This is a genomic window from Methylocystis sp., from assembly GCF_051061225.1.
Taxonomy (GTDB): domain Bacteria; phylum Pseudomonadota; class Alphaproteobacteria; order Rhizobiales; family Beijerinckiaceae; genus Methylocystis.
The window spans coordinates 20,864-37,836 of the sequence record NZ_JBPFEB010000068.1; the positions used below are offsets into that span (position 1 = coordinate 20,864).

Consider the following 16,973-nt stretch of genomic DNA (forward strand, 5'->3'; position numbering starts at 1 on the left):
GTCTTTGAGGCCGTCCAAGCTGACGCACGAACGGACCGTGGAGGGAGCGGCGAGGGGAGCGCCTGCGGGCGCAGAGGAAGAAGCCCAACCGGCGCCGCCGTTCCGATCAATAGATTACATTATCAGTAGAGTATGTCAACATTGATCGTTGGCTCCCCCCGGTCAGAGCCGCTTGATCGTGGCGCGCCGATACGTTACATGTTGTTCCGCATCGGATTCCCTGAGAAGTTTCTGTGCTCGCGGGTGGGGTCGTCTTGCCGATCGCTCCACCCGCTTCCCGGATTGATCCGCAGATCACTCTTCCCTCGCACTGTTGCGACAGATCGCTTGATGTCTGTTGCACGTTGTTACAGACCCAAGGTCGTGACAATTCGCGGATCGGGGATCTCAGCCAAAACGCGGCGTCTCCATCTGCTCGCCGGCAGCGCCAGCCAAGGGCGGCGCGGCGCTCCTAGGGCTGCATGATCACGGTGGTCCCGACGCCCACGCGCTCATAGAGATCGGCGACGTCCTCGTTCAGCATGCGAATGCATCCATAAGAGGCGGCGCTGCCGATCGAGGCGCGCATTCGGGCGGTCGTGCCGTGGATCGCGACCTGATCTCCGTCGAGCAGCATGGCGCGCGACCCCATCGGGTTGCGCGGAGAGCCGCCCGGAATCACATCCGGCAGGTCGGGGTGGTCCGCCCTGACGTCGGCCGGCGGAGTCCAGTCGGGATTTTCATACTTCGCCTGAATGGACTTCACGCCCGACCATTCCTTCCCGTGCTTCGGCACGGCGACCGGATAGCTGATCGCCCTGCCCTCGCCGACGACATAGAAGAGACGGCGCTGGCTGGCGCTAATGACGATCGTGCCGGGCTGCGCGTCCGATGCGAAGTCGATGACCCCGCGGCCGACGGCGACGCGCTGCGCGGCTGAAACATGCGCCGCCGCAGGCGCCGCGGTGACAAGCGCGCCAAGAGCCATCGAGAGAGCCGTCGCGGCGATCCTGCCTGAACCGATCATTGTCTCCTCCACGAAACCGTTCGTTCGTTGAGGATAAATGATCCGAAAATGCGCCATCCGCCTGTGCGCGCTCGCACGCGCCGGCGCTTCGCGCGTTCCTGTCAGCCGCGACGGGGAAGATCGCAGCCGCGCGGCGTCAGGGCGACCCGAAAACCGGCTCGGCGCGCCGCGTGTGGCGGGACCGGGTCTTCTCCGAGAAACCCGGGCGCGTCCGCGCCGGCAGGCCGGCCTTGGCCGCGCCGGCCGCGTCGAGCCGCGGCGCGAGGCTCATGATGAATTCCTTGATCGGGTCCCGGTTATGCTGAGACTTTCTCATCGTCCATCTCCTGCAGCCTTCCCTCAGGGAGAAGACGCATCCAACTTGACGATAAGGGTCGTTCCGTCCCTGTCCCAAATCAAGAGATCAGATATGCATCCAAGTCTATTTTTTGGCCATGTTGCTTAATTACAGCACTATATTTGTTGCATTGCCGTCATTTACTTCGCGCTTGCGAAGAGCCGGCGTCGCCCGACCGGGCGGCCAACTTCCTCTCGCAGGCAAGGCGCTCTATCTTGTCGAAGACGCGCCTCTTCGCGGACCGGTTCGGGACAAGCAGCCATGAGCGACGCCTGGAAACACCAGCTTCGACTTTATCTCGACTCGGACGACGCCGAGATCGCGCGCGAGCATCCCGACAGCGAGCGCCTGGCGCCGCTCAACGACATTCTCACAAAGCATCGCGCGACGCTGAGCAATCAGTTGCAGGCCTTCGAAGACTATGTGGCCGAAGCGGAGAAGACGGGCGTGGAGTCCTTTCCGCTCTACAAATGGACAAGGATGACCATCGAGGACCCGGAGAAGCGCGCGAAGCATCTCAAGGCCTTCGCCATTCAGCTTTCGGGAGAAATCGTCTACGACAAGGCCGCCGCCGACGCGCTCGAGGCCGATCTCGCGCCGCTGGTGGGAAAGGGCCTGGTGACGCGGCTCTCCCGGCACGACACCAATCCCGCAAACAACATCCGCCCGCCGGCCGATCTCGTCTGATCAAGGCGAGGTTTGATGAAGCAGCCTGCGCACGCGGCGTTGCTGAGCCGCCGCCCGTGGCCTATTCTTGATATCGGACGAAAACCGTCCAGGCCATAACAGAAACATTGTTCCAAAGAGATTGCCGGATGTCCTTTCTCGCCAGCAGCCGCAGCGGCGTGTCCGCGCCCCGAATTCCCGCGCCGGAGCGCGGCGCGATGGCAAAGATTCCCGGCTCGAATGGCTGGCCGATCGTGGGCAATACACTCGAGATTCTCGCCGATCCGAAAGGCGTGACGGAACGTTCGGCCCGCCAGTACGGCCGCGTTTATCGCGCCTATACGCTCGGCGCCCACACGGTCACGCTGTTGGGGCCGGAGGCGAATGAATTCGTGTTTCTGGACGAAGCGAAAGTGTTCTCGTCGGCGCTCGGCTGGGGGATCATTCTGGAGCGTCTTTTCCCCGGCGGCCTGATGCTGCTCGACTTCGACGAACATCGCCTGCATCGCAAGGCGCTGTCGGTCGCCTTCAAGGCCGGACCGATGAAAGCCTATCTCGCCAGCCTCAACGCAGGCGTCGCCGGGAACGTCGTGAAGCTGCGCGCGACGAGAGGCTTGCGCTTTTACCCGACGATCAAGGCGATGACGCTCGATCTCGCGGCGACGTCCTTCCTCGGCGCCGAGATCGGCCCCGATCTGGATCGCATCAAGCAGGCCTATATCGAGATGGTCGCCGCGACGGTCAGCGTTGTGCGGCGTCCGATCCCCGGCACGCAGATGTATCGCGGCGTGAAGGCGCGCGCCGCCATGGTCGCGTATTTTCAAAAGGAGATCGGACGGCGCCGCGCGAGTGCGGGAACCGATCTCTTCACCGAATTGTGCAAGGCGACGATGGAGGACGGCGCGCTGCTCTCGGCGCAGGAAGTCGCCGATCACATGAATTTCCTGATGATGGCGGCGCACGACACGCTGGCGTCGTCGCTCACCTCCTTCGTCTATTTCCTCGCCGTGAACACACAATGGCAGGAGCGGCTGCGCGACGAAATTCTCGGGCTGGGTCTCGCCAGGGGAGAGCCGCTTCCTTACGAGCGCCTGCGCGATCTGCCGCTTGTCGAAATGGCGTTCAATGAATGCCTGCGCCTCATTCCGCCGGCGCCGTCGGTCTTGCGCTGCGCGCTGCGCGACGTGGAGTTCGGCGGACATTGCATTCCCGCCGGCGCCTGCGTCGCCGTCAGTCCGCTCTATACGCACCACATGCCGGAGCACTGGCCGCAGCCCGAGACATTCGACCCGCTCCGCTTCACGCCGGAAGCTTCGCGCGACCGGCACAAATATGCGTTCACGCCGTTCGGCGGCGGCGCGCATATGTGTCTCGGCCTGCATTTCGCCTATATGCAGGCGAAATGTTTCGCTTATCACCTGCTCTCGACGACGCGTCTGGTCGTCCCGCCAGATTACCGGCCGGGCTGGAAATTCTGGCCGATCCCGCAGCCGCGCGACGGCCTGCGCGTGTCGCTGGAGCCGCTCTAGAGCATTTCCCGGTCTGATTGAATCAGACCGGGGCTCTGGTTTGTTGTTTTGTCGCGCTTTCTTTCGCCGAACCGGTTTCCACTTCGGCGGAAAGCGCTCTAACCGGCGCGCGCGCGAAAGGCCGCGCCCAGCGCATCGGCGGCGAATATCGCGTCCATGACCGTCTCGGCGGTGACCACGAAGGGCTCGTTATGCGCGCTCTCGCCGGGCGCGACCGCGCGTTCCGCGATGGCGCGCGCCATTTGCGGAGTCAGACTTGCGAGACCAAGCTCGGCGAGCGTGAGCGGCAGGCCGACGGCGGCGCAAAAGCCCATCACCTCATCGATGAGCGCGCGCGGGCGCCCTTCGAGAACGAGCTGCGTGAGCGTGCCGAAGGCGACTTTCTCGCCGTGCAGGAACGCGTGCGTCTCGGACGCCGCCGTCAATCCATTGTGCACGGAATGCGCGACCGCGAGGCCCGCCGATTCGAAGCCGAGGCCAGAGAGCAGCGTATTGGCTTCGATGATGCGTTCGAGCGCCGGCGTCACCGCTTTCGCCCGCGTCGCCGCGATCGCCGCGACGCCATCTTCGAGCAGCGTGTGGTAACATAATTTCGCGATGGCCGCGGCGGCGAGCGTCGCCGCTCCGCCGACGACATTCTGACGATGCGCGCCAATGGCCGCTTCCGCCTCGAAACAGGTGGCGAGCGCATCGCCCATGCCGGCGACCAGAAGCCGGACGGGCGCATGCGCGATCACCGTGCTGTCGACGAGCACCAGATCGGGGTTGCGCTTGTAGAACTGAATTTTTTCAAACACCCCCTCCTGCGTGTAAATGACGGACAGCGCGCTGCAGGGGGCGTCGCTCGACGCCGTCGTCGGGCAGCAGGCGACGGGAAGATCGAGTTCGCTCGCCACGGCGCGCGCCATGTCCAGCGCCTTGCCGCCGCCGACGCCGATGACGACGTCAGCCGACAGCCGCTGCGCCGCCGCCTTGCCGCGCGCGATCTCGGCAAGCGAGCATTCTCCGCCGAAATCGAACATCTCCAGGCTGAATCCGGCGGCGGGGAAGGTTTCGCGCCAGATGTCGCTCAGGAGCGCGCGCGGCGTGCGGCTGGAGATGACGAGCGCCTTGCCGGACAGGCCGAGCCGTTTCAACTCCGCGGCAAGCGCGCGCGTCGCGTCGCGGCCCTGAACATAACGCGCGGGAGCGCAGAAAACATTGAGCATCGTGGTCCTCTCGCGGATGTGCGACATGCAGGCTTCAGGGTGGAGGAGAAAGTCATTTGCGAGCTTGGCGGTTGCGCTGTCCCATCATATGGTTGTTCCTGACGTAACCTGGGACCGCTCATGTCAGACACCGATCTCGCCGCCCTATGGGACGAACATTGCCGCTATGAATTCGAGACGCGCGACGTCGACGCCACAATGGCGACGATGGTGGCGTCTCCCTATGTGAATCATATTCCCACCATGACCGGCGGCGTCGGGCATGATCAGTTGAAGCGATTTTACAAATATCATTTCATCGGCGCCAATCCGCCGGACACGACACTCGCCACTGTCAGCCGCACCGTCGGCAAGGACAGTGTGGTCGATGAAATGCTGTTCAGCTTCACGCACACGCATGAGATCGACTGGATGTTGCCGGGCGTAGCGCCGACGGGGCGCAAGGTCGAAATTCCGCTCGTCGCCATCGCGCAGTTTCGCGACGGCAAGCTCGCGCATGAGCACATCTACTGGGATCAGGCCTCGGTGCTGGTGCAGATCGGCCTGCTTGAGCCGGGCGATCTGCCGGTGACCGGCGTCGCCCAGGCGCGCAAGCTCACCGACAACAGTCTGCCCAGCAACGACCTCATGACGAATTGGCCGACGAGCGCGAACAAGCCGATCTGACCGCGAGGTCCGGAAGGCGGCGGCCTACGCCGCCTTGTCGATGCCCCGGCGCGTGAACAGGAGTTCAGGCAGTTCGCCGATCTCCAGCGCGATGCGCCGGAAGGCGAGATAGGGAACCAGCACCAGAAACATCAGGATCGCCATGGCGAACACCTGCGACAGCGATCCGCCGGCGAGTCCGGCCAGCGCCTCCTTCGGATGGTGACCGTGGAAATATCCCACGACGACTTCCTCGATCACCGACATCACGATCAACGCCACCGTGAAAAGAAGCGCGCGGGTCACGATCTGCACGATGAGGAGGGCGTTGCGGCCGTGTCTCTCGCCGAGCCGCACGGTTTCCAGGACGATGATGAACTTCGCCAGGATCAGCGATTTGATCACGGCGGCGACGCCGAACGGCGCCAGATCCACGCCGACGCCTTTCAGCACGGTCGACTTGTAGAACAGCACCGCCGAGAACCAGACCATCAGATAGGCGGAGATGGCCGCATAGGCGATCAGCTCGTGACGGGCGCGCTGCAACAGCGACTTGCGTGCGGGAGCGGGCGCTGATTTCTCGTTGACGACGACGCTCTCGGCCGGCCCGAAACGCAGCGCGAACGGCTCCGCGGGCGTCCCGATGGGCGCAAACTGCGACAATGTCCGGCCGTCGACCCAATCGGGCATTCCCGGCGACCAGACGAGCTGCGCCTGATCCCCCGCGCGGGCGACCACCCGCGCCACGACATCGGCCGCAACCGGCCCGACGCTCTCGCCGTCTTCGGCGTAATACCATTCGTCCATCTGAAAGCCCTACCGGTTGCAACGCCTATGTAACGCAAATACGCGCAAATCGGTTTCTCGTATAGCCCTGGCCGGGGACGGTCCGGCTCACAGCGCGGCGGCCGCCCTAATCCGCGCCCCCAGAGCCCGCGGCCGGCGGCGGGAAATCAAGAATGTCGCTCGTGTAACGTTCATGCACTTCGGAAAAGGGCTTCTGGCCGGCGTCATAGAGAATGGCCTTGTGCTCGAAGATTTCGTGGGGGACCGCGAGCGCGCCGGATGCGCCCGGCGGCTGCGCAAGCGACAGCTCCCAGCCCTCCGGCAGCGGCGACCAGCGCATGGTCATCTCGATGGTCCGGCGGAACGGCTGGAGCGGCGCGACCGCCTTTCCGAAGGGCGTGTCGGTCGTGTCCAGCGCGCGATTCATCTCCTCCGTCAGACGCCCCGGCACATACCAGTTGTCGGCTTCCGACAGGACGCGCCCGCCGCAGGTCAGCGCCACCCGCCGGTATCGCACCGCCTCGCCGGGCTCGACGCCCAGACGCTTGCGGGTTTCCGCGCTCGGGGCCTGCTCGGGGCCTTGGACCCGCCGCGCGACGATCTTCGGCTCCGCCGCCATTTTGTGATCGGCGCACCACTTCTCGAGCGTGGCCGTGGCGCTGCGGCTGGCCAGCAGCGAGGCGTTGAGCGTCTGGATCAGCGCGAGAATCTCGACGCGGGACAGGAACGTCGGCGGCCAGGGATGAGGCTCCGCCCGCGCGCCCGCCGCCGCTGTCAGCGCCGCCATTGAAAAGGCGACGCCGTGAAAGACCGCCCGAGTCATCCGTCCTGCCTCCGTCGCGGGCCTTGCCGCCGCGTCAGCGGGACTCTAGCGCCGAACTCCGGCAGTTTGTATCGGCGCGGCGGGCGGATGCGGGCTTATCCGCAGAAGTTACATCGTCATCCACGAATTATAGGAAGCGACGTGATGCATGGCGCTCAGCGTCATGACGACGCTCATGATTTCCGTGAGCACGGCGATGGCGACTGCTCCGAAGAGACCTGTGGCGACGACGGCTTTCATCTGCTCTCTCCTTCCCGTTAACCCTTTGTTAACGAGTCGGCCGGCGGTGCGATGTGCGCGAGCGCACCCGCGCGGATGGGACAGCTATTTGCGGCGCGCAGAAACGCGGGCAAGCGAAGCGGCGCGCCTTCAGACCGTGGGCGCTGGCGCCCCGAGCGCGTCGGCGATTTCGTGCAGCGTCGCCTTTTCCTTCTCGCTCATGCGAATGCCGCCGAAGCCGAGAAACGTGTCTTCGAGACCCGCGTCGGCGACCTTGCGCGCGAGTTCGAGCAGCCACGCCTTGAAGGGGCCCGCATGCTCCTTGGCCCTGGCGTCGAGAATGGCGGCGGTCTCTCTCAGCCCGTCGAGAGCGCGTTGCTTGATCTCGTCGAGGCCGGCGCCCTGGATGATGCTGCGCACGCCCTCGCGCGCGTCGGCGCGCCCGCCGGAGGCGCAGAGGGCTTCGGAAACGCTCCTGATCAGCTCGTCGCCGGCCTGCTTGCGGGCCTCGGCGACGGCGCGCGCCGCGGCGAATCCTTCCTGCAACAGGCCGATGAATCCGCTCGGATCGGCGGCGCTCACGGCGTAGCCCGCGAGCAGGGGAGACTGGATCACCTTGCGCCATTCGACAGGCGTAAAATCAGGCTTGCTGGTCATCGGACTTGCTCCGCCCCACGCCTCCTCCAGATAGAACGCCATATCAGCCGCGGAAAGGCCGGCGACGAGCGCGGGCGTCCACACCGACCCGCAGCGCAACGCGCCCCCGACGCCGCTGGCCTCGAAAGGAGGCAATCATGCGCAAGCTTGCAATCGCGATTCTCGTCCTCCCGCTGCTCGCGGGACCGTCGATGGCCGATCAGGGCGATCTCGGAGACATCCAGCGCTATGGCGGGCACTGGCGTTATCAGCACCGCGACTGGAGCTGGCTCCACGGCCACCCGACGCCGGGCGTCTGCTGGACGTGGGATGACGAGAGAGCGGCGTGGATCTGGACCTGCTGAGCTACTCGCTGCGCGCCTGCCAGATGATTCGCGCGCGCAGGTCGCAGCTTTGAACAGCGGCGGCCACGTGGCGCAGCGCCGGCCCGCCCACAGCCAGGAGCGTCGCCCCGCCCGCGAGCGACGCGAACAGGATCGACACGAGAACGGCGTTGGCGATCTGGGGGCGGATCATGCCGCAGACTCGGGCGCCGCGACGCGATATTCAATCCACCACTTTGCCGCACCCGCGAAAAAGGCCCACGACCATGCTCTCCACCGTCCTGATCGTTTTGCTCATCCTGCTCCTGATCGGCTCGCTGCCGACATGGCCCTACAGCACCGAATGGGGCTATGGGCCCGGCGGCGCCGTCGGCGCCATTCTGGCGATCGTGCTCGTCCTCGCCTTGCTCGGCCGACTCTGAGGGCGTCCCAATCCGGCTGGCGCCACCATCCCTGACGCCTGTGGTCCTTTCCCGAGCCGCCGCCAAGCCCGGACAATGCGCCGCGTCTGGCACAAAATACGCAAGGGCGTCAGCGAGTAGCCACGGCGACCGGGAGGAGCGATGATCAACGACCGCAGGACGGAGAAGGCCCTCGCGACGCCCCGCAATCCGCAGCTGGATGCGGGCGCCGCTCGCAACCTTCGGGAAACGAAGCCCTTTGTGGTTTCCGCCTATGGGCTGGAGCGGCGCGCCGGCTGGGCCGTGCGACGCGGCGCGGGACGCCCCATCGATCTGGAGCGCCGCGCCCGTTTCGCCCGCTTCGACGGCGTCTGACCGCGCGAGGGCGGCGCGCGTCCAAAGAGCAGGCGGATCCGCCTATTTTTCGAAATAACGCCAGGTCCCGTCCCAGCCCTCGCGGGCCGGGGCCGCCTCCAATTCATCGAGACGGCGCAGGAAGACGCGCGTCGGCCCGTCGTCGGGCGCCGCCGCGAGGGCGGTGGAAAAGGCCGAGCGCGCCGCGGTCCAGTCCCCCGCCCTGTAGAAGGCGAGCCCTTCCCCAAAGGCTTCGCAGAGCGCCCGCCGCGCGCCGGAGAGTTCGCCTTTGCGGCCCATGATCTCGAAGACGCGCTCCGTTCGTTCCTGTCCCGCCAGCGCGACGATGTCGATCTCCCGCGTCTCCACCACATCCGCCGCGCCGCGCGCCGTCGCTTCCGAGATCAGCGCGCGCACGCCATAATGTTTGCAGGCGCCTTCGAGTCGTGACGCGAAATTCACCGTTTCGCCGATCACCGTGTAATTCATCATCTGCTCGGAGCCGATGCTGCCCACCAGCGCTTCGCCGGTCGCAATTCCGACGCGCAGGTCGAAGGAGATGGGCGCGGCGCGCACGCCGATCAGCTCCGGAAAGCTCGCGCGCAGATCGTCGAGACGCTCCAGCATGGCGACCGCCGTGAGACAGGCGAGCCGCGTCTGCTCCGCCGCGTCGTTGAAGGGCGGGCCCCAATAGGCCATGATCGCGTCGCCGATATATTTGTCGATGATCCCGTCATTCTCGCGAATTGGCGCCGACATGGTGGAAAAATAGCTGTTGAGGATTTTCACCAGTCCCTGCGGCGTCATGCGCTCGCTTGCGCCGGTAAATCCCGCCACGTCGCAGAACAGGATGGTCATGACGCGGCGCTGACCGTCGACGGCGAGCGACGGCTTGTCGATCAGCCCTTGCACGACGCGCGGGTCCACGTAATGGCCGAAGGTGTCGAGGATGCGCTCCTTCAGGCGCAACTGCTCGACCATGCGGTTGAAGGCTTGCGTCAGATGGCCGATCTCGTCCTGCGTCGTCACCGCGATCTCGTGATCGAGCCGTCCCGCCTCGACCGCCCGCGCCCCTTCGAGCAGGCGGCGCACCGGGCTGGTCACGCCGTCGCTCACGAGCGTGGAGAAGACGACGCCGAGCGCCGCCGCCAGCAAAGTGAGAATCACGGCGATCGCCATCACATGCTGCTGCGTCTCCATCGTCGCCACGCTGTCGGCGCGCAGCAGCGCGAGCATGTCGGCGCGAATGGCCTCGAACTGGTCATTGATCTCGTCCCGCAAACGGTCCACGCGCGGCAAAGCCGACGCGACGCCGGCGGGGTTTTTCGCATCCAGCGCCGCGAGCAACAGGGTGACTTCTTCATTGTAAAAGCGGCGCGGACCCGTCATGAGCGCTTCGAGACGGCTGTCGAGTCGCACGAACGCCTTCTGGTCCTCGAAACGGTTGGCGCCGCCGATCAGGCCGGCCATGGCCGCGCGCGACGCCGCGACTTCGCTCTCGACCTCACGCCCCTTGGCGACGAAGCGGTTTTTCATCTCCTCGTATTTCGCGCCTTCGAAACCGGGCCTGAGCGCCTCGATGATCATGCGGCGCAGCGCCAGCGCGCGTTCGAGCGAGCGGATATGCGCGCGCCCCAGACTGCCATAGGCGGGGACATGATTGGCCGCCAGCTCGTCGAAGCGTTCGCCCACCTGCCGCACCATGACGAGGGAGAGAACGGAGGTGACGGCCATCAGGACGATCAGGGCCAGGGCGATGCCCATGATCTTGCGTTTGATCGAATTCGAAAACATGCTTTGCTTCCCGGTCTGCTGTTGAGCTTAAACCGGGCTGGCCATTTCGCGAAACCGGGAAGGTTGACGGCTGTCCTAAAGATCGAGGTCTCGGTAGACGGCGATTTCCCGCTCGCGGGCGACGCGCGCGTCCTCGCCCGCACGCACGCCGCGCCAGACGTCGAAGATCATCACCAGCGTCGTGAACAGCCCCGTCACCTTCGCCATGATGAAGCCGAGGGGAAAGATGATCCGCTCCGGCGCAAGGATGAACTGGGCGCCAATGAAGATCGACGCCGCGTCCAGAAAATAGGCCGGCCGGTAGAGCGACTTTTCCTTCCAGGCGCTGCGGGCGTAGTGGCGCGAACTCTTCTTCACCGCGCGATTATAGTCCGGGTTGGGCAACATGCCGAAGAAGCGCCGCTTGGGCGGCAGGGCGTTGGGACCGGCGATGAGCGCCCGCACCAGGGCGCGCATCTCGAAATGCGCGACGACGGCGAGCAGCAGATTGATCGCGACCAGCCCAAGCTTGAGCTGAGGCGCCGACACATAGAACTGCGCCGCCATGTCCACGAAGAAAAGCTGCGTCGCCGCGTTGAGCGCAAAGGCGGAGCGGTGGAAGGCGGCGCGGTTGACGCTCTGAATCTTCTCATCGAAAAACGCGAGGCCGGGCTTGCCGCGCACCAGAATGTGCAGCGTGAGCCGCTCGTCCTCGTCGAGCCCCCATCGTCTCGCCACGTCGTCGACGGTCTCGCCGGGGGTCGCGCCCTTGGGGATCTTGAAGGTGACGCGGGCCAGGAAGGCCGACAGACGCGACAAGAACCCCCGCGCCGCCGTATAATGCGAGGTCACCGCGCCAAGAAGCTTTTCGGGTTCGGCCATGTCGCCCCTTCCAGCGCCGCCGCGCCGGCCTTCCGGCCGGCGCGCGACTCGCTGGAAATTATGCGGCTTTGCGCGCTCTTCGCAAGTGCGGCAAAAGCCTCAATGCCCTCCGGAGTCGGCGGCGCGCGCGGCCTCGAACAGGAACCAGGTGCGTTTCTCCGTCTCGTCGAGATATTGCTCGATCAGGCTCGCCGTGGCGACGTCGTCCCAATCGTCGCAAATCCCGTGCGCCTCGCGCATGGATTTGGCGATGGCGACATTGTCGTTCATCAGCTCCACGAGCATGTCGTAGGGCGAGACGAACTCCTGCTCGTTCTCGCGCAGCGCGGCGAGCCTGAGGATTTCGGCCAGCGAATGCAGCGTCGGCTGGCCGAGCTTGCGCGCACGCTCGGCGAGCGGGTCGATCGACTCGAGGATCTGCTGGCTCTGGTCGTCCAGCATCTCGTGGAAGTCACGGAAGTTCGGGCCGCTCACGTGCCAGTGAAAATTCTTCGTCTTGAGGTAGAGAACATAGGCGTCGGCCACGAGACGATTGATGCGCTCGGCCACCAGCGCCGTCGCTTCGTCGGACAGATCGCTCGGCGTGTTGAGCGACGCGCGCTCCGTATCGCGGCTTTCGGAAACATTGAGGGCCATCTTCGCCTCCTTCGGCCTCCAGCGTTACGCGACAACGCGCATTCGCCCGGGTTGTTCCGGATGGCGGCGGCCGGACGGCGCGTTGGCGCCGTCCCGCTCAGTTCAGGCGACGCGCGACGCCTTGCGTTCGAAGAACAGCGCCTGCGAAATCGTCGCCTTCACAGTGTCCACCTTGTAGGGCTTGCTGATCAGGAAGGCCGGCTCCGGCCGTTCGCCGGTCAGGAGCCGCTCCGGGAAGGCGGTGATGAAGATCACCGGGCAGTCGAAGCTCTGCAACAGTTCGTTGACGGCGTTGAGGCCGGAACTGCCGTCCGCGAGCTGGATGTCGGCGAGGATGAGTCCCGGATGGCGGCCGCTGGCGAGCTCGACGGCCTCCTTGTGGGTGCGGGCGATGCCGATGACATTGTGGCCGAGATCACGGGCGATGAACTCGATGTCCTGGGCGATGAGCGCCTCGTCCTCGATGATGAGCACGTCGGTCGCCACCCGCTCCGCGATCTCGCGGCCGGCCTGCGCGATGAGCGACTCCACCTCCTGCGGCGAGACGGAGAGAATCGCGGCCACGTCCTCGACCGAGAACCCTTCGACCGTGCGCAGCAGAAAGGCCTGGCGCGAGCGGGGCGTCAACAGGCTGACGTTGCGCTGCGCGGGCGAGGAGTCGTCGTCGTCCTCCGGCCGCTCGTCGACATTGAGCGTGATCGACGACCAGCTTCGCATGAACAAATGGTAAAGCCCAACCTTCGCCGACATGTTGGGCGGAAAGGCGTCTATATCCGCGATCAGCGCCTCGAGCGTGGCGACGACATAGGCGTCGCCGCTCTTTTGCGAGCCGCACAGGGCGCGCGCGAAGCGGCGGAGATAGGGGAGATGCGGAGCGATCTCGCGTGAGATGTTCATGACGACACCCTGCGGTCTTGTGGAAGGCGGCCGACGCGGTTGAGCATACTGCGTCGTCGGGTTAGAAATCCAATTTTTCCGACTGGAACGATTGAGCCTTCCCCGGGTTGCCTATTCAGGCGACTGGAGCGAGGGCGCTCTGATAGGACATCTCCCGGACGGGCGAGCGTTCTCGAGGTTGTATATGACGCAGGGAAACGAGCACGAACAGGAAAAGGCGCCGCCGCCGCGGGACAATGGCGACATGCGGCCGGACGACGGCCACGCCGACGCGATCGACGGCGCCGATGGGGTGTTTCTGGAGCCGCATATCCAGGAACAGTTGGGGCGTGTGCTGCGATCATTCTGCGACGACCTTGTTCAACAGCCGATACCGGACAAATTCGTCGTGCTGCTCGCCCAGCTCGAAGCCAAACAGCGCGAGAAGAAATGACTGACGCTTCCTTCGGAGAGCAGATGGTGGCGCAGATTCCCTATTTGCGCGCCTTCGCGATCTCCCTCTCGGGCTCATATAGCGTGGCGGACGACCTCGTCCAAGACACGCTGGTGAAGGCCTGGTCGCACGCTGACAGCTTCGAGCCCGGCACCAATTTCCGCGCCTGGCTGGTCACCATCCTGCGCAACACCTATTTCTCCCAGTATCGCAAGCGCTCGCGCGAGGTGCAGGACAGCGACAATGTTCTGGCCGAACAGATCCCGGTGAAGGGCGGACAGGAGTCCAACGTCACCATGCAGGATGTGCAGAAGGCTTTGAACAAGCTCGCGCCCGAGCATCGCGAAATCCTGCTCATGATCGGCATCACCGAACTCTCTTATGAAGAAGCCGCGCAGGTCTGCAACATCGCGGTCGGCACCGTGAAAAGCCGCCTCAACCGCGCCCGCGCCAAGCTCGCCGAACATCTTGGCCTGAGCGGCGCCCATGAGATCGACTACGATCCGACCATCACCGGCCTCGCCGCCCGCAAGAGCACCAAGGCGCTCTAAACCCGGTTCAAAATCTTTTTCTTTCGCGCCGCAACGCGCGGGAACTCTGTGAAGGCCTCGCTGGTTCAGCGAGACAGGGGCGCTCTGCCCAAACAGGATGCGGAGGTCGATTGGCCGGGCGGCGCGCGCGTGGCCAGGCGGACCCATGCGCGGAGTCGGCTGGTGGCGGGACCGAGGCGGACCTTGGAATTTCTGGTTTCAGGCATCATGGTCCTGTCGTTCGGCGTGGCCTGCGCGGCGGCCGCGACGCCGGAGCCCGCTGCGGGGTTTGCGGACGTCGCGGCGATCTCGCTGGCCATGGCGCTGGGCGCGACGGTCCTATCCCTCTTCCGTCTGGACGCGGCGCGACGCCAGAACGCGGCGGCCGCCCACAAGCTCGCCGAACTCGCGCATCGGCTGAAGGCCGGCGAGCCCCCGGACTGGACGGCGACCGGGGTCGCCGACATCGACGACATCGCCCATACTCTGGAAGAGTTCGGCCAGCGTCTGCGGCGCAAGCGCGCCCTGCTCACGCGCCTCAACGAAGAGCTCATCCGCAGCAGCGGCGCGGCCGGCGGCTCGAATGGCTTCAACAATCAGTTGCGCGCCATCATCGACGCGCTGCCGGTCGGCGTGCTGGTCGCGGAAGCGCCGAGCGGCCGCGTTCTCGAAGGCAACAAGGCGCTCGAAAGCATCTTGCGCGGGCCGATCATCTATTCGGAAAACCTCGAAAACTACAGTCACTGGACCGCCGTGCACGAAAGCGGCGAGCCGGTCGCCCCGCAGGAATATCCGCTCGCCCGGGCGCTCGCCGGCGAGGAGCGGCCGACGCTGGAGTGCCGCTATCAGCGCGCGGACGGCGTCTGGGGCTGGATCAGCATCGTTGGTTCGCCCATTCGCAATGAAAGAGGCGACATCATCGCCGCCATCATCGCCGTGACCGACATCGACGAACTCAAGACCGCCGAGGAGCACCGGCGCATGATGAACATGGAGCTGCATCATCGCGTGAATAACTCGCTGGCGATGATTCAGGGCATCGCCAACATCACCGCGCGCACGGCGACGGATTTCGCGGGCTTCAGAAGCAGCTTCTCCGACCGCATTCAGTGCCTCAGCCGCCTCTCGACCCTGCTCGTGAAGAAATCATGGACCGAGACGCCCATGAACGAGCTCGTCGCCACAGCGCTCGCGACCGACAGCGTCGCCCTGCGCGACCGCATCGTCATCTCGGGCGAGGACGTGGAGCTGCGCTCGGAAGTGGCGTTGGCGCTCGGCATGGCGCTGCATGAGCTGCTGTCGAACGCCGAACGCCATGGCGCGCTCTCGACCGAGGACGGACGCGTCGCCGTCGATTGGCGCGTGGCGGACAGCGAGGGACGCCGCCTTCAGATCGACTGGAAGGAGCATGGCGGTCCGCCGGTCCAGACGCCAAGCCGCACCGGGGTCGGGCAATATCTCATGAAAAGCGTGCTGACCCGCCAGTTCGGCGGCGACATCGACATTGTCTACGACCCCGACGGCGTGCGCGCGACGCTGACGGCGGAAATCTAAAGACGCGCCGCTCACCCCGCCGCGACATCCTGCGGCGTGACGCGCAGCGCTGTGACGCGGTTGCGGATCTTGCGCATCACCTCGAAGCGGAAGCCGTGATAGGTGAACACCTGCCCCGCTTCCGGGATGGCGCCGGCCTCGTGAATAACGAGGCCCGCGATGGTCGTCGCCTCCTCGTCCGGCAGGCTCCAGGCCATGACGCGGTTGAGGTCGCGCACCGGCACCGCGCCGTCGACGAGGACCGAGCCGTCGGGCTGCGGCCGCACGCCCTGCACCGCGAGGTCGTGTTCGTCGCGAATGTCGCCGACGATCTCCTCCAGAATATCCTCGAGCGTGACGAGACCCATCACCTCGCCATATTCGTCGACGACCAGCGCGAAATGCGTCTTGCGCTTGAGAAAGGCTTCGAGCTGATCCTCGAGCGTCGTCGCCTCGGGCACGAACCAGGGCGGCAGCATCACGTCGTCGATGCTGATCTTGGCGGCGTCGCCCCCGGCGGCGTCCAGCGCGCGCAACAGATCCTTGGAATGCAGCACGCCGACGAAATTGTCGGGCCGCGCGCGCCACAGCGGCATGCGCGTGAAGGGCGAGGAGAGAACCTCGCGCACGATCTGCTGCGGCGGCAGATCGGCGTCGATGGTGCGCATCTTGGTGCGATGGATCATCACATCCGCGACATGCATCACCTGGAGGTCGAGCACGCCGCCGAACATGTCGCGCGCGGCGCGCTCGACATTGCCTTCCTCATGCAGAATGTCGACCGCGCCCTTCAGCTCCTCATAGGGCGAGAGCATGGTGCGTCCATGGCCCAGCTCGACGCCCACGAGGCCGAGCACCGAGCGCACGATCCATTCCACCGCCGCCAGCAGAGGGCCGAACACCAGCACGAAGGGCGTGATGAAGCGCACGACGCGCAGCGACATGGCGTCGGGGTAATTGATGGCGAGCGTCTTGGGCAGCACCTCGGCGAAGACGAGGAGCAGGACGGTCATCAGGATGGTGGCGTAGACCGCGCCATTCTCTCCGGCGACGGTGGTCAACACGCTGGTCGTGAAGGCGGAGCCGCCGATATTCACGAGCGTGCTGCCGAGCAGCAGCGCCGCGATCATGCGATTGCGCTGCCGCAACAGCCGGTTCACCGCGCCGGCGCGGCGGTCGCCTTCCTTTTCGAGCGTATGCATGCGCGCATGGGACGCGGCGGTCAGCGCCGTCTCGGACCCCGAGAAGAAGGCCGACAGCAGCACGCAGAGAAAGACGATGAGCACATCCGCCCATTCGAATTGCGCGCCGCCGGCGCCCCCAAGCCCATGCATG

General features: G+C 65.4%; 22 protein-coding genes. 9 read left to right on the forward strand and 13 right to left on the reverse strand.

What is annotated here, in order from left to right; all coding sequences use genetic code 11:
* Nucleotides 1-451: 451 nt before the first annotated feature.
* Together ACR652_RS12640 and ACR652_RS12645 are read right to left on the reverse strand one after the other, a co-directional pair.
* Nucleotides 452-1,006, reverse strand: coding sequence for a L,D-transpeptidase (locus ACR652_RS12640; RefSeq protein ID WP_434506839.1), 555 nt, complete (start codon nucleotides 1,004-1,006; stop codon nucleotides 452-454).
* 136 nt (nucleotides 1,007-1,142) lie between these two features.
* Entirely contained in the window at nucleotides 1,143-1,322 is a 180-nt protein-coding gene (locus ACR652_RS12645) for a hypothetical protein (protein WP_434506840.1), read from the reverse strand.
* A gap of 282 nt (nucleotides 1,323-1,604) precedes the next feature.
* Between ACR652_RS12645 and ACR652_RS12650 the strand changes: the two genes are divergently transcribed.
* Both ACR652_RS12650 and ACR652_RS12655 read left to right on the forward strand, forming a co-directional pair.
* Nucleotides 1,605-2,030, forward strand: coding sequence for a hypothetical protein (locus ACR652_RS12650; RefSeq protein ID WP_434506841.1), 426 nt, complete (start codon nucleotides 1,605-1,607; stop codon nucleotides 2,028-2,030).
* A 128-nt stretch (nucleotides 2,031-2,158) separates the two neighbouring features.
* The gene (locus tag ACR652_RS12655; RefSeq protein WP_434506842.1) at nucleotides 2,159-3,538 is read left to right on the forward strand and encodes a cytochrome P450; all 1,380 of its coding nucleotides are present in this window, start codon (nucleotides 2,159-2,161) and stop codon (nucleotides 3,536-3,538) included.
* A 98-nt stretch (nucleotides 3,539-3,636) separates the two neighbouring features.
* Here ACR652_RS12655 and ACR652_RS12660 read toward each other — a convergent pair whose 3' ends face one another.
* Entirely contained in the window at nucleotides 3,637-4,773 is a 1,137-nt protein-coding gene (locus ACR652_RS12660; protein ID WP_434506843.1) for a glycerol dehydrogenase, read from the reverse strand.
* 93 nt (nucleotides 4,774-4,866) lie between these two features.
* Here ACR652_RS12660 and ACR652_RS12665 point away from each other — a divergent pair, with 93 nt between their 5' ends.
* A complete protein-coding gene (locus ACR652_RS12665; RefSeq protein WP_434506844.1) occupies nucleotides 4,867-5,412 on the forward strand; it encodes an ester cyclase in 546 nt (181 codons plus the stop codon).
* 24 nt (nucleotides 5,413-5,436) lie between these two features.
* On the opposite strand, the gene ACR652_RS12670 is transcribed toward ACR652_RS12665, so the two are convergent.
* The 4 genes from ACR652_RS12670 to ACR652_RS12685 all read right to left on the reverse strand — a co-directional run bounded on the left by ACR652_RS12670 (nucleotide 5,437) and on the right by ACR652_RS12685 (nucleotide 8,011).
* Complete coding sequence (locus ACR652_RS12670; protein WP_434506845.1) at nucleotides 5,437-6,198, reverse strand: GYF domain-containing protein; 762 nt, start codon at nucleotides 6,196-6,198, stop codon at nucleotides 5,437-5,439.
* A 106-nt stretch (nucleotides 6,199-6,304) separates the two neighbouring features.
* Entirely contained in the window at nucleotides 6,305-7,000 is a 696-nt protein-coding gene (locus tag ACR652_RS12675) for a hypothetical protein (RefSeq protein ID WP_434506846.1), read from the reverse strand.
* A 108-nt stretch (nucleotides 7,001-7,108) separates the two neighbouring features.
* Entirely contained in the window at nucleotides 7,109-7,240 is a 132-nt protein-coding gene (locus ACR652_RS12680; RefSeq protein WP_434506847.1) for a hypothetical protein, read from the reverse strand.
* A gap of 129 nt (nucleotides 7,241-7,369) precedes the next feature.
* On the reverse strand, nucleotides 7,370-8,011 hold the full coding sequence (locus ACR652_RS12685; protein WP_434506848.1) for a hypothetical protein: 642 nt from the start codon (nucleotides 8,009-8,011) through the stop codon (nucleotides 7,370-7,372).
* Nucleotides 8,012-8,013: 2 nt separating this feature from the next.
* Here ACR652_RS12685 and ACR652_RS12690 point away from each other — a divergent pair, with 2 nt between their 5' ends.
* Nucleotides 8,014-8,220, forward strand: a complete 207-nt coding sequence (locus ACR652_RS12690; RefSeq protein ID WP_434506849.1) for a hypothetical protein — start codon at nucleotides 8,014-8,016, stop codon at nucleotides 8,218-8,220.
* A 1-nt stretch (nucleotide 8,221) separates the two neighbouring features.
* Here ACR652_RS12690 and ACR652_RS12695 read toward each other — a convergent pair whose 3' ends face one another.
* On the reverse strand, nucleotides 8,222-8,392 hold the full coding sequence (locus tag ACR652_RS12695; protein WP_434506850.1) for a hypothetical protein: 171 nt from the start codon (nucleotides 8,390-8,392) through the stop codon (nucleotides 8,222-8,224).
* 73 nt (nucleotides 8,393-8,465) lie between these two features.
* Here ACR652_RS12695 and ACR652_RS12700 point away from each other — a divergent pair, with 73 nt between their 5' ends.
* Together ACR652_RS12700 and ACR652_RS12705 are read left to right on the forward strand one after the other, a co-directional pair.
* Nucleotides 8,466-8,621 carry a DUF3309 family protein gene (locus tag ACR652_RS12700; protein WP_434506851.1) on the forward strand — a complete coding sequence of 52 codons (156 nt, stop codon included), beginning with the start codon at nucleotides 8,466-8,468 and terminating at the stop codon, nucleotides 8,619-8,621.
* A 141-nt stretch (nucleotides 8,622-8,762) separates the two neighbouring features.
* Complete coding sequence (locus tag ACR652_RS12705; protein WP_434506852.1) at nucleotides 8,763-8,975, forward strand: hypothetical protein; 213 nt, start codon at nucleotides 8,763-8,765, stop codon at nucleotides 8,973-8,975.
* 42 nt (nucleotides 8,976-9,017) lie between these two features.
* On the opposite strand, the gene ACR652_RS12710 is transcribed toward ACR652_RS12705, so the two are convergent.
* The 4 genes from ACR652_RS12710 to ACR652_RS12725 form a co-directional block, all read right to left on the reverse strand.
* Nucleotides 9,018-10,748, reverse strand: coding sequence for an adenylate/guanylate cyclase domain-containing protein (locus ACR652_RS12710; RefSeq protein ID WP_434506853.1), 1,731 nt, complete (start codon nucleotides 10,746-10,748; stop codon nucleotides 9,018-9,020).
* Nucleotides 10,749-10,823: 75 nt separating this feature from the next.
* Nucleotides 10,824-11,609, reverse strand: a complete 786-nt coding sequence (locus ACR652_RS12715; RefSeq protein WP_434506854.1) for a hypothetical protein — start codon at nucleotides 11,607-11,609, stop codon at nucleotides 10,824-10,826.
* Between the two features lie 99 nt (nucleotides 11,610-11,708).
* Complete coding sequence (locus ACR652_RS12720; RefSeq protein ID WP_434506855.1) at nucleotides 11,709-12,245, reverse strand: Dps family protein; 537 nt, start codon at nucleotides 12,243-12,245, stop codon at nucleotides 11,709-11,711.
* Between the two features lie 102 nt (nucleotides 12,246-12,347).
* Nucleotides 12,348-13,142: a response regulator gene (locus ACR652_RS12725; protein ID WP_434506856.1), complete on the reverse strand. Its 795-nt coding sequence runs from the start codon at nucleotides 13,140-13,142 to the stop codon at nucleotides 12,348-12,350.
* A gap of 184 nt (nucleotides 13,143-13,326) precedes the next feature.
* Between ACR652_RS12725 and ACR652_RS12730 the strand changes: the two genes are divergently transcribed.
* The 3 genes from ACR652_RS12730 (at nucleotide 13,327) to ACR652_RS12740 (ending at nucleotide 15,659) form a co-directional block, all read left to right on the forward strand.
* On the forward strand, nucleotides 13,327-13,575 hold the full coding sequence (locus tag ACR652_RS12730; RefSeq protein WP_434506857.1) for a NepR family anti-sigma factor: 249 nt from the start codon (nucleotides 13,327-13,329) through the stop codon (nucleotides 13,573-13,575).
* On the forward strand, nucleotides 13,572-14,126 hold the full coding sequence (locus ACR652_RS12735; protein WP_434506858.1) for a sigma-70 family RNA polymerase sigma factor: 555 nt from the start codon (nucleotides 13,572-13,574) through the stop codon (nucleotides 14,124-14,126). The genes ACR652_RS12730 and ACR652_RS12735 overlap by 4 nt, the downstream gene beginning before the upstream one ends.
* 183 nt (nucleotides 14,127-14,309) lie before the next feature.
* The gene (locus ACR652_RS12740) at nucleotides 14,310-15,659 is read left to right on the forward strand and encodes an HWE histidine kinase domain-containing protein (protein WP_434506859.1); all 1,350 of its coding nucleotides are present in this window, start codon (nucleotides 14,310-14,312) and stop codon (nucleotides 15,657-15,659) included.
* A gap of 11 nt (nucleotides 15,660-15,670) precedes the next feature.
* On the opposite strand, the gene ACR652_RS12745 is transcribed toward ACR652_RS12740, so the two are convergent.
* Nucleotides 15,671-16,972 (reverse strand): HlyC/CorC family transporter, encoded by a 1,302-nt coding sequence (locus tag ACR652_RS12745; protein ID WP_434506860.1) that lies wholly within the window; start codon nucleotides 16,970-16,972, stop codon nucleotides 15,671-15,673.
* Nucleotide 16,973: the final 1 nt, after the last annotated feature.